The organism is Paenibacillus sp. 79R4 (assembly GCF_013393165.1).
In the GTDB taxonomy this organism is placed as follows: domain Bacteria; phylum Bacillota; class Bacilli; order Paenibacillales; family Paenibacillaceae; genus Fontibacillus.
The window spans coordinates 22774-46799 of sequence record NZ_QJOT01000002.1 but is presented as its reverse complement, the minus strand read 5'-3'; the positions used below and the strand labels follow the sequence as shown (position 1 = coordinate 46799).

The 24026-nt window shown below is 47.9% G+C and carries 27 protein-coding genes and 1 pseudogene; all 28 read right to left on the bottom strand.

Going from position 1 to position 24026, the window contains the following annotated elements; genetic code table 11:
- Positions 1-83 precede the first annotated feature (83 nt).
- The 28 genes and pseudogenes from rpsB to DMN77_RS02080 all read right to left on the bottom strand — a co-directional run bounded on the left by rpsB (position 84) and on the right by DMN77_RS02080 (position 24016).
- Entirely contained in the window at positions 84-782 is a 699-nt protein-coding gene (rpsB, locus tag DMN77_RS02215; protein WP_068780738.1) for a 30S ribosomal protein S2, read from the bottom strand.
- A 356-nt stretch (positions 783-1138) separates the two neighbouring features.
- Positions 1139-1750: a hypothetical protein gene (locus tag DMN77_RS02210; RefSeq protein ID WP_179013330.1), complete on the bottom strand. Its 612-nt coding sequence runs from the start codon at positions 1748-1750 to the stop codon at positions 1139-1141.
- Positions 1747-2409, bottom strand: coding sequence for a DUF6115 domain-containing protein (locus tag DMN77_RS02205; protein ID WP_179013329.1), 663 nt, complete (start codon positions 2407-2409; stop codon positions 1747-1749). The genes DMN77_RS02210 and DMN77_RS02205 overlap by 4 nt, the downstream gene beginning before the upstream one ends.
- 101 nt (positions 2410-2510) lie before the next feature.
- A complete protein-coding gene (locus DMN77_RS02200; protein WP_068780735.1) occupies positions 2511-2828 on the bottom strand; it encodes a hypothetical protein in 318 nt (105 codons plus the stop codon).
- An 18-nt stretch (positions 2829-2846) separates the two neighbouring features.
- On the bottom strand, positions 2847-4256 hold the full coding sequence (locus DMN77_RS02195; protein ID WP_068780734.1) for a FapA family protein: 1410 nt from the start codon (positions 4254-4256) through the stop codon (positions 2847-2849).
- Positions 4257-4305: 49 nt separating this feature from the next.
- Entirely contained in the window at positions 4306-5094 is a 789-nt protein-coding gene (locus DMN77_RS02190) for a FliA/WhiG family RNA polymerase sigma factor (protein WP_068780733.1), read from the bottom strand.
- Positions 5095-5109: 15 nt separating this feature from the next.
- A complete protein-coding gene (locus DMN77_RS02185; RefSeq protein WP_068780732.1) occupies positions 5110-5532 on the bottom strand; it encodes a hypothetical protein in 423 nt (140 codons plus the stop codon).
- 3 nt (positions 5533-5535) lie between these two features.
- Entirely contained in the window at positions 5536-6033 is a 498-nt protein-coding gene (locus DMN77_RS02180) for a chemotaxis protein CheD (protein ID WP_068780731.1), read from the bottom strand.
- Entirely contained in the window at positions 6026-6619 is a 594-nt protein-coding gene (locus DMN77_RS02175; protein WP_218652844.1) for a chemotaxis protein CheC, read from the bottom strand. The genes DMN77_RS02180 and DMN77_RS02175 overlap by 8 nt, the downstream gene beginning before the upstream one ends.
- Positions 6620-6656: 37 nt before the next feature.
- Positions 6657-7118: a chemotaxis protein CheW gene (locus tag DMN77_RS02170; RefSeq protein WP_068780729.1), complete on the bottom strand. Its 462-nt coding sequence runs from the start codon at positions 7116-7118 to the stop codon at positions 6657-6659.
- Positions 7119-7181: 63 nt separating this feature from the next.
- Positions 7182-9260 (bottom strand): chemotaxis protein CheA, encoded by a 2079-nt coding sequence (locus DMN77_RS02165; protein WP_068780728.1) that lies wholly within the window; start codon positions 9258-9260, stop codon positions 7182-7184.
- A gap of 28 nt (positions 9261-9288) precedes the next feature.
- A pseudogene (locus DMN77_RS02160) lies at positions 9289-10782 on the bottom strand (protein-glutamate methylesterase/protein-glutamine glutaminase).
- A gap of 40 nt (positions 10783-10822) precedes the next feature.
- Positions 10823-11710: a MinD/ParA family protein gene (locus DMN77_RS02155; protein ID WP_179013326.1), complete on the bottom strand. Its 888-nt coding sequence runs from the start codon at positions 11708-11710 to the stop codon at positions 10823-10825.
- Positions 11707-13083: a flagellar biosynthesis GTPase FlhF gene (flhF, locus tag DMN77_RS02150; protein ID WP_068780726.1), complete on the bottom strand. Its 1377-nt coding sequence runs from the start codon at positions 13081-13083 to the stop codon at positions 11707-11709. Before flhF ends, DMN77_RS02155 begins: the two co-directional genes overlap by 4 nt.
- Positions 13080-15116, bottom strand: a complete 2037-nt coding sequence (flhA, locus tag DMN77_RS02145; protein ID WP_179013324.1) for a flagellar biosynthesis protein FlhA — start codon at positions 15114-15116, stop codon at positions 13080-13082. The genes flhF and flhA overlap by 4 nt, the downstream gene beginning before the upstream one ends.
- A 23-nt stretch (positions 15117-15139) precedes the next feature.
- Positions 15140-16228: a flagellar biosynthesis protein FlhB gene (gene flhB / locus DMN77_RS02140; RefSeq protein WP_068780725.1), complete on the bottom strand. Its 1089-nt coding sequence runs from the start codon at positions 16226-16228 to the stop codon at positions 15140-15142.
- Between the two features lie 15 nt (positions 16229-16243).
- The gene (gene fliR / locus DMN77_RS02135; protein WP_068780724.1) at positions 16244-17032 is read right to left on the bottom strand and encodes a flagellar biosynthetic protein FliR; all 789 of its coding nucleotides are present in this window, start codon (positions 17030-17032) and stop codon (positions 16244-16246) included.
- A gap of 11 nt (positions 17033-17043) precedes the next feature.
- A complete protein-coding gene (gene fliQ, locus DMN77_RS02130) occupies positions 17044-17313 on the bottom strand; it encodes a flagellar biosynthesis protein FliQ (protein WP_068780723.1) in 270 nt (89 codons plus the stop codon).
- 86 nt (positions 17314-17399) lie between these two features.
- Complete coding sequence (gene fliP, locus DMN77_RS02125; RefSeq protein ID WP_068780722.1) at positions 17400-18161, bottom strand: flagellar type III secretion system pore protein FliP; 762 nt, start codon at positions 18159-18161, stop codon at positions 17400-17402.
- Positions 18158-18697: a flagellar biosynthetic protein FliO gene (locus tag DMN77_RS02120; protein ID WP_068780721.1), complete on the bottom strand. Its 540-nt coding sequence runs from the start codon at positions 18695-18697 to the stop codon at positions 18158-18160. Before DMN77_RS02120 ends, fliP begins: the two co-directional genes overlap by 4 nt.
- 8 nt (positions 18698-18705) lie before the next feature.
- Complete coding sequence (locus tag DMN77_RS02115) at positions 18706-19071, bottom strand: response regulator (RefSeq protein ID WP_068780720.1); 366 nt, start codon at positions 19069-19071, stop codon at positions 18706-18708.
- A gap of 26 nt (positions 19072-19097) precedes the next feature.
- Entirely contained in the window at positions 19098-20309 is a 1212-nt protein-coding gene (gene fliY, locus DMN77_RS02110) for a flagellar motor switch phosphatase FliY (RefSeq protein WP_068780719.1), read from the bottom strand.
- On the bottom strand, positions 20299-21297 hold the full coding sequence (gene fliM, locus DMN77_RS02105; RefSeq protein ID WP_068780718.1) for a flagellar motor switch protein FliM: 999 nt from the start codon (positions 21295-21297) through the stop codon (positions 20299-20301). The genes fliY and fliM overlap by 11 nt, the downstream gene beginning before the upstream one ends.
- 67 nt (positions 21298-21364) lie before the next feature.
- Entirely contained in the window at positions 21365-21841 is a 477-nt protein-coding gene (locus DMN77_RS02100) for a flagellar basal body-associated FliL family protein (protein ID WP_068780717.1), read from the bottom strand.
- Positions 21838-22062: a flagellar FlbD family protein gene (locus DMN77_RS02095; RefSeq protein WP_068780716.1), complete on the bottom strand. Its 225-nt coding sequence runs from the start codon at positions 22060-22062 to the stop codon at positions 21838-21840. The genes DMN77_RS02100 and DMN77_RS02095 overlap by 4 nt, the downstream gene beginning before the upstream one ends.
- Before the next feature lie 104 nt (positions 22063-22166).
- Positions 22167-22988, bottom strand: a complete 822-nt coding sequence (gene flgG / locus DMN77_RS02090) for a flagellar basal body rod protein FlgG (protein WP_068780715.1) — start codon at positions 22986-22988, stop codon at positions 22167-22169.
- A gap of 90 nt (positions 22989-23078) precedes the next feature.
- Complete coding sequence (locus tag DMN77_RS02085) at positions 23079-23468, bottom strand: TIGR02530 family flagellar biosynthesis protein (RefSeq protein ID WP_068780714.1); 390 nt, start codon at positions 23466-23468, stop codon at positions 23079-23081.
- Positions 23465-24016 carry a flagellar hook assembly protein FlgD gene (locus DMN77_RS02080; protein ID WP_069188356.1) on the bottom strand — a complete coding sequence of 184 codons (552 nt, stop codon included), beginning with the start codon at positions 24014-24016 and terminating at the stop codon, positions 23465-23467. Before DMN77_RS02080 ends, DMN77_RS02085 begins: the two co-directional genes overlap by 4 nt.
- Positions 24017-24026: the final 10 nt, after the last annotated feature.

The window sequence follows — 24026 nt, the reverse complement described above, 5'->3', positions numbered from 1 at the left end:
CTCTAAAAAAAGGGTAGCGAGAGGTTTAACACCTACTAACCACCCTTTTTTGATTTAATTTATTATTTCACTGTAAGACTGAATTAAGCTGTAGTTTGTTCGCCTTGGTTAGCTTCAATCACAGCATCAGCCATTTTGCTAGTAAGCAATTTAACAGCGCGGATCGCATCGTCGTTACCAGGAATCACATAATCGATTTCATCCGGATCGCAGTTTGTATCAACGATACCTACGATTGGAATACCAAGTTTGCGAGCTTCAGCAACAGCGATACGCTCTTTACGAGGATCGATGATAAACAAAGCGCTAGGCAAGCCCTTCATGTTCTTGATACCGCCGAGGAATTTCTCAAGACGATCTTTCTCTTTGCGAAGGATGATAACTTCCTTCTTAGGCAATACAGTGAAAGTTCCGTCTTCTTCCCAAGTTTCCAGCAGTTTCAAACGGTCGATCCGTTTTTGAATCGTTTGGAAGTTTGTCAGCGTTCCGCCGAGCCAACGTTGGTTGATGAAGAATTGACCAGCGCGTTCAGCTTCTTCTTTAACAGAGTCTTGAGCTTGCTTCTTAGTACCTACGAACAGGATCGTTCCGTTCTCTTCAGCGATGCTCTTAACAAAGTTATAAGCTTCTTCCACTTTCTTGACTGTCTTTTGCAAGTCAATAATGTAAATTCCGTTTCTTTCAGTGAAGATATATTTGTCCATTTTCGGATTCCAACGACGTGTTTGGTGTCCGAAGTGCACCCCTGCTTCAAGCAGTTGTTTCATGGAGATTACTGCCATCTTCACGCACCTCCTAAGTTTGGTTTTTTTGATGCTTCCTCCGCAAACGTCATTTCCCGCCAAGACTCCCTAGTGCAGATGCCTATATAGGAGCACCCTTCGCGAAATCAGTCAGCGTGCGTTATAACACCGTCATTTAATATACCATAAGTAAAATGTGGATGCAACAAATCGTCACTGCTTTTCGCGAAAAAGTGCTAACCATGCAAAAAAGCCCCGCAGGTTCAGGAGCTTTCGCTATAGATCAGACAAACCGCGGTTATACTCTGATCGCAGCTGATGAAATATGATATCACAGTCGCTCATTTTTGAACGAATTGATTGGCTTTCTAATCAAAGCGGATTTTTTGAAATCCTCATCTAGGGGCAATGATCTTGTCGATGATTGAATCATAATCTTCGCCGACCTGGAATGAATACGTACCGGTGCGAATCTTGGAGTTGATTTTGCGTGCCTTGGCTTGCTTAATAAACTCATTTTTGTTAGCAATAATGCCCTTCTTATGAAGCCCGTCAGCTACGTTGGTCAACGTGTTTCCATAGGATATTTTATATTGTACCTCGGTAGCTTCCGGCTTACTGGGTTCTTTAGGGGCGTCTGTCTTCGGGGTTTCCGGCGAAGTCGTCTTGGCGGTATCTTTTGTGCCATTATCCGTCGCAGGTGTATCAGGCACCGTTGGAGCTTTGGGATCCTCCGGGGTGTCCGCCTTCTTATCTATAGACTCGGACTTCGAGTTCTCCCCCGAACCTGCAGCTGGCTCCGACTGGGCTTCCCACTCTTCCTTAGTGAGCAGTTCATCCTCATGTTCGACGACCTTCAAGTTAAGCAGTGCGGCAGCTTGTTCAACTTGTTCCTTAGTCCATAACTTCCCGCTGTCTTCCTGCCCGATCAACATAAGCTGAAGAAGCAATGCTCCAACGATCAAACCGACACCAAGTCCCATCATAAAATGGCGATTTTTAATCATTGGGACTCCTCCCTTTTGGCCAGCTGCAAAATAAGCTGCACTTCTCCGCGCGGGATGCCGAGAGTCTTGGTAATTGAATCGATAGATTTGCCACTGCTATACAATTCAAATAATTGCGGATAACGATCACGCACTAATTCCGGAACCTGTGGCTCTTGCTGCGGTTCAACTATAGGCTCGGCCGAGTCCAACACAGCCTCCTCGGCCACTGTCTGAGCAGCCGCAGTTTGAACGGCAGCTTCGTTAAGCTCTGAAAGAGTTACTTCAAAAGCCACCACATTAGAGGTCTTCTGACCGGAATCCTGTCCCGCCTGATCCAAAGCAGGAGCAGCAGTAGAAATCGGCTTAACTGCAAAGGTCTGTTCTCGAGCGGCAAGCTCTACTTCAAGGACCCGCTGCCTTAATTCTGCAATCTGCTCCTGCTGGGCCAACTGCTTGGAGACGAACTCCTGCTTCATCTGCGATACCAGATCAATGAGTTCGCCATTCTCTTGTTCAATGTCAGCCATATATTGTTCTAAAGTTGCTTCCAACTCATGATTTGCGCCAGCCTTCGCCTGGGCAGCCGCTTTCCGCTCGGGAATGAACAGCGCATAGACCAGCGCTGCCAATCCGAGGAGCACGATATAAACCCACGGATCACTAAAAGACACTGTCATCCACACCTTTTTGCTGTATCAATATTGTGTATTTCTCTATGATTTAATCCGAAACGAACATCCTATAAGCGCATGTTCAAAGTGGACTTTTTGAACTACCTCTATAAAGAAAGATCGATGTGATGTCCTTTATAGGGATGCTCAGCCGGTTTTTCTTTCTCTTTCTCATCCTGATGATCCCCGGATGATTTGCCCTGCTGCTGCTTTCGGGATGATTCGTCATCCCGCTTCACATGAGAGCTGGATGAACCCTCATCTACTTCAGTACTGCGTTGTCTCTGGAGATCGCTATCCTTCATATTTTGCGTTGATAGCAAACTCTGGTCGATCTGAGGTCTATGCTGTCCTTCGTGCTGAACTCGTCCTGCTTCACTTGTTCGCGGCACTGCGATCTGCAATTCGATAGATTTCAAATCCATAGGATTGCCTCTCTTCCTCTAAACATAAGGTGACATCGTAATATCCCCTTCACTATAGTAGAAAGACATTCGCGAGATCGGATCTTTTATATATTTCGTATAACGTCCAATGACGATTCTCGATCCGCCGTATATCATTTTCATTACATCTACACGGGCTTTTCCTGTATCTTCTAAAGCCTTTTCAATATCCAGGATTCGTTCCTTGATATCATTAATTTCTTCGAGGTTTGATTTCTTGGTAAGCCCCAGCTTGGAACGCATCGCTACTTTATCCGGGGTCAGCTTGCCCATGGAAGCCAATTGATCCAACAGAGTGAGAGCCTTGTCCGTTTTATCCAGATTGACCATAATATCTCTAATTTGCTGTCTAAGATTTTGCAGCTCATTGCGAAGCTCGGGAACAACGCCGACTTCGATCGAGGTTGTCGTAGACATCGGATTTCCAATGATACGAGCCACAACTCGCTCGCCAGCCTGAACGACCCCTCCTACAATAAGCCCCTTGGAACCGCTGCAAATGACATCTCTGCCAGCTCGGATATTGGAATGCATAATGCTCTGGGTGGCAATTACATCTTCACCGGCAATAACATTCGCATCCTGGATGAAAGAGCCTTTGACAGTATGCCCCGCCTTAATCATCCCCTTGTTATAGCCAATAATGCCCCCGGTGACCTCTATGGAGCCATCCGCATAAAGCTCGGCCCCTTCGACACCGCCTACAATACGAATATCGCCGGACGCCGTTATCTTGAAACCTGTAAGCACATTGCCACGAATCACAACGGTCCCTACAAAATCGATATTTCCCGTACTATAATCAACGTCGCCGTTCACTTCATAAACCGGAAAAACATTAATTTTCCCTTTATCCGTCTGCGTCACCAGACCATCAATCGCAGCATACATCGCTGTCTGCTCCGGATTAAGCACCACGTTCTTGCCAACCTTGAATCTGGCCACCTTTCCCTCGCGATAAGGGATCGAATCACCCGTCACAGCCATCCCCTGCTTGCCAGGAACCGGCGGAATCAATTCCGCGATAATTTGGCCTTTGCGCACATTGTTAAGGCGTGTTACATCCTTATAGTCCACTTTCCCATCTTCCAACTCAGCAGGTTTTACGCGCTGATCATCCTCCACTGACACCGAAAGCTTGATCCTGCCATCCTCCCCTTGCTGCGACTCTAAACCGATTGCAATCGGGGTTTTACTATAATAATACTCTTTCGGATTTACAATAAAGCGCTTTACAATATCTTGTTGTATACCGTATTTGATTCCTTCACTGCGCAGAAAATGCAGCAGGGCATCTTCCGTGCAGCTAAATTCCTCTTCCTTCTTCAGAAACTGCAAATAGGCAACTGTCTTATCGTCATTGATTGTAACTCCGAGAATTTGTCCCAAATCACCTGAATAGTCCATTAGCCGCTCCTCTCCGAAATCCATTCACCCTGTGGAAAATGATATTTCATTAATCATTACACATGAGCAAATCCCGCTGCTTTTCCAAAGTTCCACGAAGCCTTAGGATCGCTTTGGAATGAAGCTGTGAAATCCGTGAAGGCGATAATGACATGACCTCCGCGATCTCACTCAAAGACAAATCTTCATAATACAACAAAGAGACCACCGTACGTTCCTTCTCGGTCAACTTCTCAATTCCCTTCGTCAGCGAATCTTTCAAAAAGAACTCCCGCACCTTATAATCCGGGTTTTTTGCCTTCTCGTCAACGAGTAATGTAAGCCTTGTCTCAGATTCTTCTTCCCGAATCGGGTCTTCGAGAGAGCATAGCGTCATAACTGCTACTTCTTGAAGCATGGATTGAAACTCTTTCTCACTGATCTGTAAGTAATCGCTCATCTCCGCATCCGTTACCGAACGCAGATACTGTTGCTCAAGCTGCTGATAACCCTCTTCGATCTTCTTCGCCTTTTCTCTGACGGAACGAGGCACCCAGTCGCCTTGCCGAAGCCCGTCCAGTATTGCTCCTCTTACTCTCCATGAAGCATAGGTTTCAAACTGGAGTCCACGTTTGTAGTCGAATTTCTCGACAGCATCGATCAATCCCATAACCCCATTGCTGAACAAATCATCCTTGGAGACGTTCTTCGGCAAGCCGACGGCCAGACGTCCCGAAACGTAGTCAACAATATGCAAATACCGCTCGATAAGTTGTTTCTTTGCCTCTAAATCGCCATGTTCCTTCCACTGCTCCCAAACATCAGCATAACTCAGAGTGGATGTCTTCCGCTCGTGCAATTGCCCTCACCCTCCTTATTGTTCTGTCAGGTGACGAACGACTTTAGCCAGCTCTTCCGGAGCTTTATCGTCAGTAGTCTTCACTAATCTTGGCGGATTAAGAGGTGTAAACTGTTGTTCCGATAACTCTCCTTCTGGAGCCTGCTTCAATAAGTCACCGATCTCCTTGCTTTCATCCGGAGTTGTTAGATCCAAATTGCCACCTTTCCCGAGTTCCGCAGCCAATGCCGCTTCTTCCTGAGCCTCCACGTCTGGCGGAAGCTCCTTAAGGACGCCGATAACCCAGCTTCCCGCCCAAGAAAGGGCGAACCAAATCGCGAAGGCGAAAAGCGACCGGATCAGGCTTGTAGCGAACAAATTATTGCCTGCGGACACCGCGAAAGTAATCAAAAAGCCGATAAAGCCAATTAACAAAAAGTAACGGATTTTCCCTGTCATATGCTACAGTTCCTTTACACCCTTTTGTACACTTCTTATAAATAAAGTGCCTGTCTCAACATCTAACTCAATCGTACGCCCGTGATTTCCACCCGTATCTTCTGCAATTAATGATATCCCCAGTTCCTGCAATCTCTCCTTGCAGGCCTCCACATTTCTCGGCCCAATCCTCATCGAATCCGAAGCCCCGGCAAAAGAGAACATTTGCGCTCCTCCGGCCATCTTGGCGACGAGTCGTTTCTGGCAAGCCCCGATCGCCAGCACTTCCTCCAACAGCTTGTCCAATGCCGTATCAGCATACTTTGCTAGGTTCAACGCTCCCTCCCGAGCGATCTCGGATGAAGGAAGCATAACATGCGCCAGACCGGCTACTTTTTTGACCGGATCATATAGCGTTAACCCAACACAGGACCCAAGACCGGTTGTCCGGATCAGACCATGCCCGGAAATGACATTCAAATCGGCCATGCCCACCTTGACAACCTGCTGTTCATCAATCATGGTCCAGCGGCACTCCTAGAGCAGTGAATATTTTGGCAAAAGATTCTGGGTCCGGGATAAGGAAAAACTGGCCTTCAACTTCATGTTGTCCTTCAATAAAGGTTGTATCGATCAAGAGTGCGGAATCTCCCATCTCTCCGAATTGGAGCAGACCATAGCTCAGAATAGCTCCGGCCATATCCAACGCTAATGCAGGCACTGTCGGCGTCATCTGCAGCCTCGTAAAATCCGCAAGCGAGGACAGATAGGAGCCGGCCAATATGTTGCCGATTTCGGAGAGTGCGGACCATTCCATTTCAGAGAAGTCCTCTCCATCACCGACTTCAAATCCGGCCAGACGATGAAGCAGCTTTTTGGCCGCCTCAGGACTGAGAATAAAGAAGCGATTGCCTGGCGCATCCCCCTCCACACGGAGGAAGATGGCCAAGACGACTTGCTCTGCTCCGCCTACTCGATCCGAAACGGCTTCGAATGGGAGCATCTGCACTTTAGGAACGGCCATATCTATCGGTTTGTTTAATAATCTGGACAATGCCGTAGCAGCATTGCCGGCACCGATATTGCCTACTTCCTTCAGCACATCCATTTTGAACTCTTCCAAATGATTGAATAAGTCCACAGGCTTAACCCTCTAAGCTTTCCAGCTGGATAATCTCGCTGCGATTCAATACCTCGGATAAATTCAGCATTACAAGCAAGCGCTCTTCGGAAATACGCGCAACACCACGCAGATATTTGGCTTTGACCCCGCCCACTACATCTGGCGGAGAATCGATAATATCACTGTTAATATCGATGACATCATTGGCAGAATCGACGATAAAGCCAACCTCCATCTCATTCGCTGTCACAATAATAATTCGGGTCTGATCGGTAAATTCACTCTCCGGCAGACCGAAACGCCCGCGCAAATCGATCACAGGGATAACAACGCCGCGCAGATTGATCACACCTTTGACGAACGAGAACGTCTTAGGAACACGGGTGATTGGCATCATACGCTCGATGGTTTGAACTTTGTTAACCTCGATGCCGTACTCTTCTTCACCCAGCTTAAAAACGATTACTTTCAATTCCTCTCCCATGGAAATTCCCCCTTAAATAATTGCTGACAAAAGCGGACTTTTTGAACTACCTATAAGATGAGCTTATTTAATGAAGGCATTCGGATCAACGATCAGTGCAACTTGACCGTCCCCCAGGATTGTCGCACCGGCGATCCCCTGAATGGCCGGAAGATATTTGCCCAGATTCTTAATGACAATCTCGCTCTGACCGATGAAATCCTCCACAGTGACAGCAGCTAGACGATCACCCTTGCGGACAACGACAATTTCGGATTCCTCTTCCGCATCCTCATCATACCCCGGCACTTCGAAAAGGTTAGCAAGCGATAACAGTGGAATATGCGCATCTCGGTATGGAATCATCGTGTAGCCATGAACCTGACGAATTTGATTGCGTTGAATAAGCCCGGTCTCGACAATTGATGATAGCGGAATCGCATATTTCTCAGATCCGACCTTAATCAGCATCGCAGAGATAATAGATAGCGTTAATGGAAGCTGGACGGAGAATTTTGTCCCCTTGCCGAGCTTGGACTCCACCGATACTACGCCGCTAAGCGACTCTATCTTCGTCTTCACAACATCAAGTCCTACACCGCGGCCTGAAATATCGGAGATGATCTCTGCGGTACTGAAGCCAGGTGCGAATAACAGCATAAAGACTTCTTCATCCTTCATCGCCGCGCCTTCGCTCTCGGTGACAATTCCTTTGGATATTGCTTTGGCTAAAATTTTGCTGCGGTCAATACCATGTCCATCATCCTCAATCTCAATAAAGACATGATTTCCGCTGTGGAAAGCCCGTAGATTGACTGTTCCGATCTCTGGCTTCCCGGCCGTAATTCGTTCCGCAGTCTGCTCTACACCATGGTCGACCGCATTGCGGAGCAAGTGTACAAGCGGGTCGCCGATCTCATCAATGACCGTACGATCAAGCTCAGTCTCGGCACCGGTAATAATCAGATCTATCTTCTTGTCTAAAGATTTGGCGAGATCCCGCACCATACGCGGGAAGCGATTGAACACCGTATCAATCTGTACCATTCTCAGCTTCAACACGATATTTTGCAGATCGCTGCCAACCCGGCTCATATGCTCAACCGTCTCAGTTAATTCGGATCGTTTGACCTCGCTAGCAAGCTGCTCGAGACGAGAACGGTCAATGAGCCATTCGCTTAGCAAGTTCATCAATACATCCAGCCGGTCGATATCAACCCGAATGGTTCTTGAAGGCGCTGCTGAAAGATGGGCTGCCGCCTTTTTCGGTTCGGCCTTCGCTGAAGCTGCCGCTTTTTCAGCGCCAGCGCTTGGCGCCTTATCCTCGGCATTTGCCTCCTGAGCAGGCTCAGCTACCACCGCGGCCGCTGCTTCTTGTACCCCGGCAGAGATCTGATTAAGCGTCTCATGATCCAACTGCATCACTTCGGCAGATTCGATCTCTGAGAGATTCATAATCATGCTCTGTAATTCCTGGGCTTCTTTTTGAGTTATGTAATAGAGAGAGAAACTGCGATCGAACTTCTCTTGCTCAATATCCTGAACCGAAGGGCTCGACTTAACAATGTCTCCATAACGTTCTAACAGATCAAACACCATGTATGCTCTCGCTGCCTTGAGCTGGCTATCTTCACGGATGGCTACACTAATGTACAGAACACTGTGGCCTTCGGTGATCGATTGTTCCAATACCGAATATTGATATTGATCCAAACTGATCTCGGCACCAGTCGAGGCCGGACTTGCAGTTAGTGCTGCAGCAGGAGCTTCATTCGATGCGAAATCCCCGCGTACGATTGCCTGGAGCGAGGATACAATCGAACTGACATCAGCCTTGCCTTCCCCACCCTGGGTAATATCCTGTACCATCGCCTGTAGAGCGTCCAAACCTTGGAACAAGGTATCAAAAATATAATCCTGCATCTTCAGCTTCTCGTTGCGAACCAGGTCCAGTACATTCTCCATCTGGTGCGTTAAAGATGACAGGTCCTCAAATCCCATCGTTGCGGCCATCCCTTTCAGCGTATGGGCTGATCTAAAAATAACCTGCACGATCCCGATATCATCGGGGCTTTGCTCTAGCTCCAGCATATTTTCGTTTAATGCTTGCAAATGATCATTCGACTCATCGATAAACATGGATAAATATTGGTTCATGTCCATGGTGAGGCACCTCCTTCTAGAGATTCCGTTATTTCACAATCTGTACAAGCTTTGGGCCAATTTGCTCTAGCGGCAATATCTGGCTAACACATCCCATTTCAATCGCTGAACGCGGCATCCCGTATACGACGCAGGATTCTTCGCTCTCCGCAATCGTCGATGTGACTCCTGCATCATAGAGACGCTTCATCGACCTTGCTCCATCGCTTCCCATTCCGGTAAGCAATACGATATGCTTCTTCAGCCCTTGCAACGGCAGAAGAGATTCAAACATCACATCTACCGATGGCCGATGTCCATTGCAGGCTTCTAAGCTGGACAGGGTTGCCTGATAAGATCCGCCGGCGCCAGCAGCCACTTTCAAATGCAGTCCGCCTGGTGCAACATACGCGCTGCCAGGAAGCAGTTCCATTCCTTCCTCCGCCTCTACAACATTCAGGGCACTCAGGCTGTTCAAGCGCTGGGCCAAGGATTTTGTAAAATTAGGAGGCATATGCTGCACGATAACGATCGGTGCCGGAAAATCGGCTGGCAGTTTCTCCAGTACAGCCTTTAACGCTTTGGGGCCACCGGTTGAAGTACCGATAGCAACGAGATCGGTGAATCCGGTTCTTGAGCGGCTCCGTGGACGATCCAGATCTTCCTGGGCCTGCTCTTGAATCAGCTGCTTTCTCGCCTTCGTCTCCTTGACGGCTATGGCTCTCCTCCCTCTGTTGCAGGGCTAAACTTGAATCAGCTGCTTTCTCGCCTTCGTCTCCTTGACCTTCTTTATCGGCCCCGGCTTCACTGCGGTCTCCTTTGCCGCAGCCACAGGAGCTGTCGGCAGCGGCTGCTTCACTGTCTTCGAACCGCCCGTTGTTCCCCCGCCGTCCTTCGCAACGCCTTGCGGCTTCTCCTGCTTCTTCGGCTCCCCTACTGTCGTCGGTTTACCATTGCGTTGACTGAGCGTTGGCTCTGTATCTTGCCCCTGCGGCTTGGTTATACCTGGCTGGCCTGCCGGCTGCCGATCCGGCTCCAATTTTCGCTTCCGGCTCGCCGGAATAATCGGCAGTTCTGGCGTTGGGGTCCGCGCTTCCTGAAGCTTTGCCTCAAGCGCCGCCTGCCGCATCTCTCTTCTCTCCTTGGCCAGCATCGCCGCTTTCATCTGCTCTCGCAACTCGCGTCCGACTTGCTCGATATCGTAAGAGCTTGTTGACGCCAACGGTTTGCGGATGAAATCAAAAGCACCCAGTTCCAATGCCATGATGGTCTCCCGCATGCCCTCTTCATTAATTCCGGAGAGCATAATGACAGGCAGGGGATAATCCTTCATAATTACTTTCAATGATTCCAGCCCGTTCATTACCGGCATTTCTACATCCATCGTAACCAGGTCAGGCTTCAGCTCCGCTACTTTATCGATCGCTTCGCGTCCATTAACAGCCGTAGCCACGACCTGAAATGCCGGGTCCAGCTCAATCAAATCGGATATAATCTTGCGCATGAATCCCGAATCGTCAACCACCATAACCCGATAAGACATTTCTCGCATCCCGCATCCACCTTTAGCTTCTTTTTCAGAATCACTTATCACGTCGTAACCACTTATGCATAAATCCTTTGATTCCTGATAAAGTATCATCCGGTTTATTCCGTGGAACATTCAAGTAAGTCATAGCGAGGCGCTGAATATCGCGCGCTGCTGCACTAGCGGGAAAAGCTGTAATAAATGGGGTCTGCCCTTTTACTGCCTGCATGACATGGGTGTCATCCCTCAAATAACCAAGCATCGGAATCTCAAGCTCAAGAAAGCGGCGTGAGACAAGCGAGATTTTATCAGCGACCTGTCTCGCTTCACTCTCACCGTTCACACGGTTTACTACGAGCCGAAAATTAACCTGTTCGTCCAACCCATGCACGACTTTGATCAAAGCATAAGCATCCGTAATCGAGGTCGGCTCCGGAGTAGTTACAACCAGACATTCATCCGCCGCTGTTATAAACTTTAACGTCTCCTTGGAAAGTCCGGCACCTGTATCAAAAATAATGAAGTCCATCTCTTCAGCCACAATCTCAATCTGTGATGTGAAATAATTCAGATCTGCTTCCGATAATAAAAATAGGTCCGCCAGACCCGATCCTCCTGCGACAAAGGGAAGCCCCAACGTTCCCAGCTCAACAATCTCCGACATCTTTCTCTCGCCTCTTAACAGATGATAGAGATTATACTTTGGCCTCGCCCCCATAAGCACATCTATGTTAGCCATACCGATGTCCGCATCGAACACTAGCACTTTCCTGCCTAAGGATTTGAGAGCGAGTGCAAAATTAAGCGTGAAATTGGACTTGCCCACACCACCCTTCCCGCTGCTGACCGTCAATACACGTGCTGTTCGCTTCTTGCCGGAACCCTCTGCAAGCCCCCTATAAGAAGAGACTAGCTTTCTTAATGCCTGGGCTTGATCACTCATGCTCTGCCAGCTCCCATGACGAGATCAATCATGAATTTCGAATCCGCGACCAGCAGATCATCAGGGACGTTTTGACCATTGGTGATGTAAGACATGGAGACAGGATAATCCTCCAGTAAGTTAAACATCGGCCCTACACTTTCAGTCTCATCCAGCTTCGTGAAGATGACCTTCTTCAATCCATACCTGCTGAAATGCTCGGTGATTCTCTCCATATCCTGCGTCTTGGAAGTTAGGCTAAGGACCAAGTAGGTCTCGCTGTTCTCGGTAGTGTTAAGCAGACTATGCAGCTCTGCCACATGAATCTCATTTAAATAGTTGCGTCCAGCCGTATCCATGAGGATGATATCGCATTGCTCAAGTCGCTGAAACGCTCTCTGCACATCGCCCGGCGACTGTACGACCTCGATGGGTACATTCAGGATCGAAGCATACGTCCTGAGCTGTTCAACCGCGGAAATGCGGTACGTATCAGCGGTGATGAAGCCTACTTTTTTACGTGCCCGGAAGATCTGATCCGCCGCTAGCTTAGCGATCGTTGTTGTCTTGCCGACCCCGGTTGGCCCGGCAATATAGACAATGCGCGTATGCTCGCCAATTCCGCCGTCTAAGCGCCCTTCCAATGAACTTGACACACAGCTTTGGATTTCCTCCATTAATTCGTCTTCAGACATGGACTCCTTCGAGTCAAGCCATCTATCGTACACCTTGTCCACCCAGGCTTCGACCAGCTGTGGCGAAAATTCCTTGCATAGCAGCCGGTTCTGAAATGCGCTTAACGGCTCCGGCAACTCACGGTTTTCCTTCTGCTGCTTAGCCAATTGTTCCAGCCAGGTTTTCATTTCACGAATTTCTTCCAGCAAACGTTCCTCTCTAGGACTATTAGTCGTGTATAATCCGGTTGAGGCCGAAGGAGGGCGTTGCTCCTCCGTCAGCCTCGGTTCGGATGTCCTGACCTGGGTAATCTCGTTCTCGGCCCTTCGTGCGGATGTCGCACTCGCTTCATGAAGGACATCAAACGCTCTGCTCAGAACCGGATTATCCACCTCTGCCGGCAGCTTCGGGCGTTGTGGTACACTTCCTACAGAAGCCGGCATTGATTCACTGGATTTCATATAAACATCCGACGCAAAAGATTTAGTCATCGGTCTTAGAGGGGGAGAGGACGGGCGGCTAACTCCTTTTCTAGCTGCCCCTGTATCGTTACCTTCGGAAGCCGCCACCACTTCTATCCTTTTCTTACGGAACATGCCCATAAACCCGCCGATTTTCATCTCTTTCGTGCTTAATATTACAGCGTCTACTCCAAGCTCATCTCGTATTTTCTGCATTGCATCAGGCATCGTATCGACGACATACCGTTTTACTCTCATAAGTTCACCACTCCGACGCTTTGAATTTCAACATTCGGTTCCAGTTCACTATAGGACAATACCGGTATATCCTGCATACTCCGCTCAATAATCTGCCGTAAATACATGCGGATCGTTGGCGATGTGAGCACGATTGGCTGTTGGCCGGATTGAATCAGACGGTTAACCTGCTCAGACAGCTTCTGGAAAAGCGTCTGACTGGAGGTAGGATCCATAGCGAGATAGCTTCCATGCTCACTTTGCTGTACGCTCTCGGCAATTTTCTTCTCCAGCGAAGGTCCTACCGTAATGACGCGCATGGTCTCTCCCTGCTGTGAATATTGCTGAGTAATCTGCCGTGAGAGTGCTTGTCTGACATATTCGGTCAGAATTTCCGGATCCTTCGTATAGGTTCCGTAATCAGCCAAAGTTTCAAATATCGTTACCAAGTCGCGGATTGATATTTTCTCTCGGAGCAGCTTAGCCAATACCTTTTGAATATCGCCGATCGATAGTACAGATGGGATCAATTCATCGACAAGAACCGCGTAATTCTCTTTCAGGTTGTCGATTAAAGCCTTCGTCTCCTGACGTCCCAGCAATTCGTGGGCATGTCCCTTAATTAACTCCGTCAGATGCGTAGCAACAACCGATGGCGGATCCACTACAGTATAGCCGGCTAGCTCGGCGCGATCCTTGGTCGCCTCATTAATCCATAGTGCTGGCAGCCCAAAGGCTGGTTCCTTCGTCTCAATGCCTGTGATGGAATCATCATCCATCCCCGGGCTCATTGCCAAATAGTGATTAAGTAATAATTCACCACTGCCAACGACATTTCCTTTAATTTTTATGACATATTCATTCGGTTTTAGTTGAATATTGTCGCGAATTCGAATCACCGGAACGATTAAGCCCATCTCCAGTGCACATTGCCGTCGAATCATGATAATTCGGTCAAGCAAATCGCCACCCTGAGCTGTATCAGCGAGCGGGATGAGCCCATAACCGAATTCAAATTCGATAGCATCGACCTGAAGCAAGTTGATGACGCTCTCTGGGCTGCGTACTTCTTCGATTTGCTGCTCCTCCTCCTGCTGCTCCTGCTCGATCTGCTTCTTATTCATATTCTTCTGCATTCGCCTTGCCGCGAACAACAGAAGAGCCGCAAAAGGAAGCGTAGTCCACGGACCGATCGGCGTAAACAGGCCAAGCACTGTAATGGTGCCTGCTACGATGTAGATCAGCTTCGGATATGTAAACAACTGACTCGTAATATCTTCGGCAAGATTGCCTTCCGAAGAAGCGCGGGTAACGATCAGGCCCGACGCCGTTGAAATCAGCAGCGCCGGAATCTGACTAACGAGTCCGTCTCCGATAGTCAGCAAGGAATAGGTCCCTAATGATGACTGAAAATCCATCTTGTGGATCGTCATTCCGATAATAAATCCACCGATCAAATTGATCAGCAAGATAATGATACTGGCGATTGCATCACCTTTGACAAACTTACTGGCACCGTCCATCGCTCCGTAAAAGTCAGCTTCGCGCTCAATCTTTCTGCGGCGTTCACGGGCCTGCTGCTCGTTAATCAAGCCGGCGTTAAGGTCGGCATCGATACTCATCTGCTTCCCTGGCATTGCATCCAAGGTGAAGCGCGCGGCTACTTCTGCAACCCGTTCCGAACCTTTGGTAATAACGATAAACTGTACAACCACCAGAATCAGGAAGACGACAAAACCGACAACCGGTTCCCCCTGTGCCACCCAAGAGCCAAATGTAGCAACCACATGTCCGGCTTTGGCCTGCCCCAGAATCAGCTTGGTCGTCGATACGTTAAGCGCAAGCCGAAACAGAGTCGTAATGAGCAGCATTGCCGGGAAGATTGAGAACTGCAGAGCTTCCCGTGTATTCATCGCCACTAGCAAAATCGTGAGCGAGAGCGATATATTAATGATGAGAAGAATGTCCAGTAGCCATGTCGGGATGGGAACGATCATCAATAGAACGATACCGATTATCCCCACTAATATGAACAGATCTTTGAACTTCTTCACCGGTCTTCCTCCGATCCGAGAGCTTATTTCACTTTGCCTTGTAATCTATATACATATGCCAGCACTTCGGCTACGGCTTGGAACAGATCCGCAGGTATCGAATCGCCGATTTCGGTTCTCTGGAAAAGGGCGCGTGCTAACGGCTTATTTTCCATCGTGATTACGCCATGCTCCTTGGCGATCTCCTTGATACGCAGAGCTACATAATCTTGACCTTTTGCTATTACTTTCGGTGCATCCATCTGCGTGCCATCATATTTGAGTGCTACAGCAAAGTGCGTCGGGTTTGTAATAATCACGTCCGCCTTTGGCACTTCCTGCATCATCCGCTGCAAGGCCATCCGTCTTTGCCGCTCACGGATTTTCCCTTTGACGAGCGGATCGCCCTCCATTTTCTTATACTCGTCTTTAATGTCTTGCTTGGACATCTTCAAGCTCTTGTCGTGTTCGTATTTCTGATAAATATAATCCAGGACTGCAAGCACAAACAACGCCGCCGCAATCTTCAGGCCGAGACTCATCGTCAATTGAGCCGTAAAATGAAAAGCTTCCTGTACCGGAACATAGCTAAGCGATGCAATCTGGTCTCTAGTGCCCCAAATCGTCGAATATACCAGAAAGCCTATAATAATAAGCTTCAATATCGATTTCAGAAACTGAACGAGCGAGCGCATCGAGAATATATTTTTGAAACCTTTGATCGGATCGATCTTGCTGAACTTCATCTTTAGCGGGTCACCGGTCAACAGAAACCCGACCTGTGCGTAGTTGACAATAATCGCCATCACCACAGCAACGAGGAAAACCGGCGCCAGCGTGAGCAGTATCTGAATGGCATAATCACCGAACATGACCATCACATTTTCGCTCGTCACATTCATTTGTAAACGGTGATAGTATACATCAGAGAACATGAAGACAACTCGTTCCTTGATATATCCGCCAAAGATAAGCAGGCTCAGAAATGAAGAGAGTAGGATAGCCGCTCCGGACAGATCCTGACTTTTTGCAACCTGCCCTTTCTTTCTTGCATCCTGCTTTTTCTTCGGAGTCGCTTTCTCCGTCTTCTCCCCAGAGAACAGCTGCAAATCCAGCTTTATCCGATATGCCACCTGCGATTCTCCTCCTTACTGCGGCGCCTTTCCGATGGTAGCAAACAAATTGTGCAGCGCCCGGAACATCACCTCAAACAAATGCTCAAACGCATAGATGAAGCTGGGGATCAGGAGAAGCAGCATCGCCAGACCTACCAAGATCTTGAGCGGAATGCCGATTACAAACACATTGAATTGGGGCGCTGTTCGAGCTAGAAACCCTAGGGCCACATCTGTCACAAATAAAGCAACCACAAGCGGTGCAGCCATCTGAAAAGCGAGCATGAATGCCTGACTGAACGTAGTCATTAAAAATTCAGACAGATTCCCATTGTAAATTCTTTGAAACGCTTCATTTGATAACGGAATCCAATTGTAACTGCGAATTACCGCATCAAGTAAATAGTGATGGCCGTTCATACTAAAGAAGATCAGCGTCGCAAATACATACTTCAGATTGCCGATTACCGGTACACTGGAGCCCGTAACCGGGTCAAGCACATTAACGATCCCAAAGCCGATCTGTATATCAATAAAAGAGCCAGCCATCTGAATAACCGTGAACAGTAACGTAGCTACATAACCCATTAAAAGCCCAATCAGGATTTCCCGAATCACGACCAATAAATAGCTAAGATCACTGGGCACCGCCTGATTCGTTCCCTGTATAAGCAAAATGAAGACGGCTATGATCGCCGACAACCCAATCTTGTAACTGTTTGGGACACTCCGCGATGAAAATATCGGTGAAACTACAAAAAAGGCTGTCATTCGACAAAAAATCAGCATGTAGACAGAAGCACTTTGCAAAATAATATCCATGTCGTACCGGCCTAACTAATGTAATTGGCAAGATTATTCAAAATCCCATAGGTGAAATCAACGAGTGTTGACAGAATCCATGGGCCGAATATTAGCAAGCTAATTAATACGGCAACGATTTTTGGAATAAAGGCCAGTGTCTGCTCCTGAATCTGCGTCGTCGCCTGAAATATACTGACGATAAGCCCAACCAATAGACCAATCAGGAGCATCGGTGCACTTACCTTCAGAACGGTATAAACGGCTTGTCCGGCCAAACCGATAATAAATTCCGAACTCATGAACCGTCTTCCCCCCTCTTAACTCGCGAATCAGGCGGGGAATCCCCCGCATCCACTGCATACGTTTAATCATAGATGTAATAATGCTATGTAACAAAACTGGTAAGCAGCGATTTGATGACCAGATACCAACCGTCAACAAGCACGAACAGCAATATCTTAAATGGCAACGAGATCATGACCGGAGGAAGCATCATCATCCCCATCCCCATGAGGACGCTGGCTACTACAATATCGATGATCAGGAATGGAATATAAATCAGGAATCCCATTTGAAAAGCCGTCTTCAACTCGCTGATGGCGAACGCCGGTACCATAACACTGATCGGAATATCCTCATATTTCTCCGGCTTGGCCGTCTTCGTGTAGCTCATAAACAACTGTAGATCCTTAGGCCTAGTATGCGAGTACATAAATTTCTTCATCGGGACTGCTGCTTTATCCAGCGCTTCAGTCTGAGAGATTTCCCCTTTGATATAGGGCTGTAGAGCTACCTCATTTACAGTAGACAAGGTAGGACTCATGACAAATAGCGTTAAAAAAAGCGCAAGCCCGACCAGCACTTGGTTAGGAGGCATCTGCTGCGTTCCAAGCGAGTTACGCACGAAGCCAAGCACGATCACAATTCTCGTAAAACTCGTCATCAGTACTAGAATCGCAGGAGCGATACTTAAAACTGTAATAAGCAGTATAAGAGATAGAGAGCTTGTACCCGATGCGCCATCAGAATTGCCGATTTGAATATTCACATCTGGAATCGGATCGGTCGGAGCTGCGGAAGCCACGGTTACAGCAAAGACACTCAGGAGCATCAGAGCCAAGCTTATTATAATAACTTTGTTCTTCATGAATCCCTCAACCGATCTGTAGATTGTTGCTGCTGATCCTTCAGCAGCTCCTGCATTTGCCGCTTGCGATTCGGCATCTTCTGCAATTGAGCGTGGAACATCTCATGAAAAGCTGATTCATCCAGCTCTTCCTCCTGCACCACATTCCCTTTGCGGAAGCGGGAGACGAGTCCAGAAAAGACAGTAGTCAGTCCGGCAAACTCGGTCCCCTCTTCTTCAAACGCCTGCTGTAAAAGAATGACTTCTTCAGGGTCGGAAATTTTATCGACCATGGAAATGTCCTCACCTACACCAACCAGATAAATACTGCTGCCGATCTCTATGACCTGCAGCGATTTATTTGGCCCTAGACCGATAGCTCCCAGAGTGCGGATCGATCGACTTTGCGACAAAAAGCGATTCTTCCTGCCTAAAAAACGGATTAAGACAACGATTAAAACAATGATAATGGCCAGAACAACAATTACCATCGTCAGATTTCCCCAAAGATTAATATCACCGCCTGGTAACTGGGAATCCGTCTGTGTCGAAGGCATGACGCGACCTATATTCCCAGGGTTTTGTTGATCGCTTCGATTACCCGATCAGATTGGAACGGCTTAACGATGAAATCCTTGGCACCAGCTTGAATCGCATCGATAACCATCGCCTGCTGTCCCATCGCTGAGCACATGATTACTTTTGCATTCGGATCCATTTTCTTGATTTCCTTCAATGCTGCAATCCCGTCCATCTCAGGCATTGTTATATCCATCGTAACCAGATCGGGATGCAATTCCTTGTATTTTTCGATAGCCTGTGCCCCATCCTGGGCTTCACCAACAACCTCGAACCCGTTCTTCGTTAAAATATCACGGACCATCATTCTCATAAATGCTGCATCGTCTACGATTAGAATTCGGTTTGCCATTGCTTTAAAATCCTCCCTAAGCTCTACTATTGTAATTTTTGTATTCGATCCCATTGGCTAACGATATCTGTAACGCGAACGCCAAAGTTCTCATCGATGACCACGACTTCACCCTTCGCAATCAGCTTGTTGTTCACCAGAATGTCCACGGGCTCACCGGCGAGCTTATCCAGCTCAATAATCGAACCCTGAGACAATTCCAAGATATCCTTAATTTGCTTTTGGGTCCTTCCTAATTCTACGGTGACTTTAAGGGGAATGTCCATCAGTAAGTTTAAATTATTTTCATCTATATGACCTAAAGCTGGATTTCCAAAGTTAGCGAATTGCACCGGTTGAACGTTCAAATTACGTCCCGGTACCGTTCCGAAATGCTGCGGTTCAGCCATAGGCCGTTCCTGCGGCGGATAATAATATCCTTGCTGCTGGGGCATAGGCTGAGACGACATTGGCGGCGCCGTATATGTAGGCGCAGGTGGCTCATAGGCTGGCGCTGGCGGCTCATAAGCTGGTGCCGGCGGTGCCGCAGCTGCTGCAGTCTCCTGCTTAACTGGCTCCGAGACGGAACCATTGATCAAGCTTTCCACCATTTCCTTGGCGAATTTCACCGTCAATAGCTGCATGATCGTAGAATCGATCAGATCGCCAATGGTCAGTCGGAAAGATACTTTGATCAATATCTCATCGGATGGCAGATTGTTGATTCCCGTACCGTTCGTCATATTCAGAATATCGATGCCCGGCGGCGAGATGTTCACGAAACGGTTGAAAATCGTTGACATGGATGTGGCCGACGAGCCCATCATCTGGTTCATCGCTTCCTGAACGGCGCTAATATGAATTTCATTTAATTCCTCTTCTGCCGGATTGCCGTCGCCTCCGAGCATCAGATCGGCGATAACCTGAGCATCTCTGGTCTTAATAACCAGTGAATTCATTCCTTCAAACCCGTCAACATATTGCACATGAACAGCAACATGCGGTTTAGGAAATTCGGATTCAAATTGAGAGCGTGTAATAATCGATACTTTAGGGGTTGTAATGTCAACCTTCTTGCTTAACAATGTGGACAGCGCGGTCGCCGCACTTCCGAATGTAATGTTGCCAATTTCGCCCAGCGCATCCTGCTCAAGCGGCGTCAAATAATCCGATACTGTGGGTTCAGTGGGTGTATCCTGATTAGCCTGCTTTAGAAGGGCGTCAATCTCTTCCTGGGATAAATAATCTTTACTCGTCAAGCTCCTCAACTCCTTCGCTGACAATTTCATCAATTTGAACAGCTACCCGATCTTTGAGCGTACCCGGGCTGCCGATGTATTTCAATCTGTCTCCGACGCGAATAGCCAGTCCCTCTTGAACCGATTTGTTCAAGGAGATCACATCGCCTGCGGATAGTTCCAAGAACTCGCGCACTGTGATGTTCGACTCGCCTAACTCCGCGATAATCGGCAAATTCGCTTTGCTGACCCGGTTGCGCAGCGCATCCATCTCCTCCGGTGCCCGCGACTTCTTCTGCGATACGAACCAGTGATGGACTGACAGCTTCGGCATAATTGGCTCGATAACCACATGTGGTATGCATAAATTGATCATCCCGGAGGTATCGCCGATCTTTGTGCTCAGCGAGATAAGCGCGATCGTCTCGTTAGGAGACACAATCTGCATGAACTGCGGATTCGTCTCGAGCCCCTCCATTCGTGGCTGGATATCAATCACGGTCTTCCAAGCCTCCTGGAGGCTGTCAAACGCGCGGCTGAATATCTTCTCCATGATGATCGTCTCGATCTCTGTCAATGAACCGATCTTGGAAGGTGCAATCCCCATCCCGCCAAGCAGTCTGTCCAGCATAGCAAAAGCCACGTTAGGGTGAACTTCAAGCACCATCCGGCCTTCCAGCGGTTCCGCTTCAAAAATGTTAAGAATCGTCATCTTCGGTATTGAGCGGATAAACTCGTCATAAGGAAGCTGTTCCACCTGTACCACATTAATCTGCACAAAAGTACGAAGTTGCGCCGAAAAATAGGTGGTAAGGTAGCGGGCAAAATTCTCATGAATCCGTGTCAAGCTGCGAATATGATCCTTCGAGAACCGAACGGCCCGTTTAAAATCATAGGATCTGATTTTCCTCTGAGTCTCTTCCTTTTTCAATTCCTCGGCGTCCATTTCGCCCGAAGATAGAGCCGCAAGTAAAGCATCAATCTCATTTTGCGATAATACATCTACCAAACCTCTCACCCCCTCCAAAGAAAAGTAATTCTATCAATATCAACTAGTAGTAGAGATTCCGCCAATACTAGAAGATCGGCTGCATAATAAAGTTTGTGATATCGATTTGAATCAATTTTCCTTCCGGCAATGACTTATTGATTAGGTTCAACAATTTGGAGCTCAAATTGTCTTTTCCCTTCGCTCCAGTCAATTCATCCGGCTTGGTATCGGCCAAAGTCTTGATGATGATCGGTTTAATTTTATAATCCTTGATCTTGTCGAAAGCTTCCTTCGTTGTAGCACTATCCATTTGGAATGCAAAGTCCATTCCAACAACGTAGCCTGCATCCGATAGGTTCGTCTTGATTCCCTCAATCGTGGACGTGACCTGTACAATCTCATCCGCAGATAGAGACTTCGGCACTGCCACATTTCCTACTGCGTTCTTCACTTCACTGCTCCGGTCAGGGCTCGTAATTTGATTCATTAGCAGAAAGGCGGCTAGTACAATTAGTGTAATGGCTAGTAAAATAGTAATTAGCCAAGGCGCCATTTTCTTCATGACAATTCCTCCGTTTGTTGCACTTTTATGGATGCTGCGTGGATGCCGATTTCACTATAGTAATTTTTAACCATCGTAATGACCTCAGCCGCCTTCTCCAGCACTATAATACGCTTACCAGTAACCAAGGTTACGTATGTATCGGGTGTTTCCTCGACAGTCTCGATCATCAAGGCATTAAGCCACATTTGCGAGCCGTTCAAGCGTGTGACATAAATCATTATTAACCTCCCGTCTTAACCGTAAGTCGCTCATTCTCCCTGTATAACCTGCAGGTGCATCCGGTAAGTCGGGGAAGGGAGCTCCCTCCCCCGTTATGCTAGGTTTAGCGTTTCAGGTTAACAACTTCTTGCAAGACTTCGTCGGAAGTCGTAATAATTCGGGAGTTTGCCTGGAATCCGCGCTGAGCGACAATCATCTCTGTGAATTCACCCGTCAAATCGACGTTGGACATTTCCAATTGTCCAGAGATAATTGAACCTGTGCCCAACTCAGCGTTATTGGCCGTTGTCGGCTCAAGCTCCCCATCAGCAATGGCGTTCAGCGTAACACGATACAGATTGCCACCAATCTTCTCGAGTCCCTCTGGGTTCGTAACCTTGGCAACGCCGATTTGAGCGCCTGCCTCCGTCTCTCCCGTATTCATCTTCTGTACAATCGTTCCGTCAGCAGCAATTGAGAAGGCCGTTACATCCTCGCCGATCGGCTCGAGCACCTCGCCACCGGCATCGCAGACAAGCAATCCATCGGAAGTAACCAATTGACGAGCTGCATCCAGATGGAAGTCCCCTGCTCTCGTCAGGAATGGAACTTCCTGATCAGGAGACAATTTTACGAGGAAAAATCCGTCCCCATCAATCCGCAGATCCAGCGGATTATTGGTTGTCATTGCGCTTCCTCCGGTATGCATTGTATCGATCGAACCGATAGATACACCAAGGCCGATTTGCTTGGCATTTACGCCACCGTTTTCCCCTTCGTTTGGTGCAGTGACCCCGGATACCGTCTGACTCATGATATCCTTGAACATTACGCGTCCAGCTTTGAAGCCAACTGTATTCACGTTGGCGATATTGTTGCCGATTACGTCAAGTTTCGTCTGAAACCCGCGCATCCCGGACACGCCAGAGTACATCGATCTTAACATTGATACATTCCTCCCGTTATTGATAGTTGTTAGAGCCGCTTCCGTCGATCTGCGGCATCTGCTTGGCTCTCCGAATCCGGGCCAGCCAATTTAAGAGATTACTACTGCACTATCTATCTGAGTAAACACATTATCCTGCATACTGTTCTTGTCCATCGCGGTGACAACGGTTCGGTTCTGAACATTAACGATCAATGCCATATCCTTCATTAATATTAATGAATCCTTGGCTCCCTTGGCCGCTGCACGATCGATGGCCGAATTGATCTTGCTGATCTGTTCAGGCTCCAGTTCTATTCCCCGCTGCTCCAGACGCTTGACCGCATGGTTGCTCAAACGGAATAACTCGTCCTGGAACAGTTCCTTAAAGGAATTCCCTTGAGATTGAGTGTTGCCCCCGATATGATTCTTCGGCTGCTGTAAAGCACCTGGATGAACGATGCCAGGATATAGATTACCTACGCGCATAGGTTCATTCATTCTGTCTCAGCCCCTTGTCCAGTGGAAGGATCCTCCGGAGCAGTCTCAACAGGTGGTGGATCTTCTGTAGAAGGATTCTCCGCTTCTTGCGGATTCTCCACTCTCTCAATCTTGGATACTTCAATCTCCTGATTGCCTACCTTGAGATACATTTCACCGCTACGAACAATAACTGCCTCAACGATGCCGCTAGCCTTTTCCGATTTAATCGATGGTTTACCAGTTGCTATATCGTACTCTCCGGTAGAAGTCGATGTATTCCAGCTAACGACCTTCCCGATCAGCCCGGAAGTGTTGCCGAGCGACTGGCTCATAACCGCAAGCTGATCAGATATATTGATCAATTGCTCTACTGAAGTGAATTGCGCCAATTGAGCGATTGTATCCTTATTATCCATCGGAGATAACGGGTCCTGATTCCCCATTTGCGTAATTAGCAATTTGAGAAAGGAGTCTTTGCCCAAGGAGTTATCGAGCTTGCTTGCTTTGGCCACATTCTCAGCCGAGTAATTCGGCCACATGACCTTTGACGTTACTACGTCTGCCATTTGCTTACCT

What these genes read in the sequence shown, in the direction of transcription:
- DMN77_RS02080 (WP_069188356.1), bottom strand. Translation starts at nt 24,016, where the DNA reads ATGGCAGACGTAGTAACGTCAAAGGTCATGTGGCCGAATTACTCGGCT.
- DMN77_RS02115 (WP_068780720.1), bottom strand. Translation starts at nt 19,071, where the DNA reads ATGGCAAACCGAATTCTAATCGTAGACGATGCAGCATTTATGAGAATG.
- DMN77_RS02165 (WP_068780728.1), bottom strand. Translation starts at nt 9,260, where the DNA reads ATGGACATGAACCAATATTTATCCATGTTTATCGATGAGTCGAATGAT.
- DMN77_RS02170 (WP_068780729.1), bottom strand. Translation starts at nt 7,118, where the DNA reads ATGGGAGAGGAATTGAAAGTAATCGTTTTTAAGCTGGGTGAAGAAGAG.
- DMN77_RS02180 (WP_068780731.1), bottom strand. Translation starts at nt 6,033, where the DNA reads ATGATTGATGAACAGCAGGTTGTCAAGGTGGGCATGGCCGATTTGAAT.
- fliR (WP_068780724.1), bottom strand. Translation starts at nt 17,032, where the DNA reads ATGGATATTATTTTGCAAAGTGCTTCTGTCTACATGCTGATTTTTTGT.
- DMN77_RS02095 (WP_068780716.1), bottom strand. Translation starts at nt 22,062, where the DNA reads ATGATTTATGTCACACGCTTGAACGGCTCGCAAATGTGGCTTAATGCC.
- DMN77_RS02100 (WP_068780717.1), bottom strand. Translation starts at nt 21,841, where the DNA reads ATGAAGAAAATGGCGCCTTGGCTAATTACTATTTTACTAGCCATTACA.
- fliQ (WP_068780723.1), bottom strand. Translation starts at nt 17,313, where the DNA reads ATGAGTTCGGAATTTATTATCGGTTTGGCCGGACAAGCCGTTTATACC.
- DMN77_RS02185 (WP_068780732.1), bottom strand. Translation starts at nt 5,532, where the DNA reads ATGACAGGGAAAATCCGTTACTTTTTGTTAATTGGCTTTATCGGCTTT.
- DMN77_RS02155 (WP_179013326.1), bottom strand. Translation starts at nt 11,710, where the DNA reads ATGAGTGATCAAGCCCAGGCATTAAGAAAGCTAGTCTCTTCTTATAGG.
- DMN77_RS02205 (WP_179013329.1), bottom strand. Translation starts at nt 2,409, where the DNA reads ATGACAGTGTCTTTTAGTGATCCGTGGGTTTATATCGTGCTCCTCGGA.
- DMN77_RS02200 (WP_068780735.1), bottom strand. Translation starts at nt 2,828, where the DNA reads ATGGATTTGAAATCTATCGAATTGCAGATCGCAGTGCCGCGAACAAGT.
- flhF (WP_068780726.1), bottom strand. Translation starts at nt 13,083, where the DNA reads ATGAGAGTAAAACGGTATGTCGTCGATACGATGCCTGATGCAATGCAG.
- DMN77_RS02085 (WP_068780714.1), bottom strand. Translation starts at nt 23,468, where the DNA reads ATGAATGAACCTATGCGCGTAGGTAATCTATATCCTGGCATCGTTCAT.
- flgG (WP_068780715.1), bottom strand. Translation starts at nt 22,988, where the DNA reads ATGTTAAGATCGATGTACTCTGGCGTGTCCGGGATGCGCGGGTTTCAG.
- DMN77_RS02210 (WP_179013330.1), bottom strand. Translation starts at nt 1,750, where the DNA reads ATGATTAAAAATCGCCATTTTATGATGGGACTTGGTGTCGGTTTGATC.
- fliP (WP_068780722.1), bottom strand. Translation starts at nt 18,161, where the DNA reads ATGAAGAACAAAGTTATTATAATAAGCTTGGCTCTGATGCTCCTGAGT.
- DMN77_RS02195 (WP_068780734.1), bottom strand. Translation starts at nt 4,256, where the DNA reads ATGGACTATTCAGGTGATTTGGGACAAATTCTCGGAGTTACAATCAAT.
- rpsB (WP_068780738.1), bottom strand. Translation starts at nt 782, where the DNA reads ATGGCAGTAATCTCCATGAAACAACTGCTTGAAGCAGGGGTGCACTTC.
- DMN77_RS02120 (WP_068780721.1), bottom strand. Translation starts at nt 18,697, where the DNA reads ATGCCTTCGACACAGACGGATTCCCAGTTACCAGGCGGTGATATTAAT.
- DMN77_RS02175 (WP_218652844.1), bottom strand. Translation starts at nt 6,619, where the DNA reads ATGGATGTGCTGAAGGAAGTAGGCAATATCGGTGCCGGCAATGCTGCT.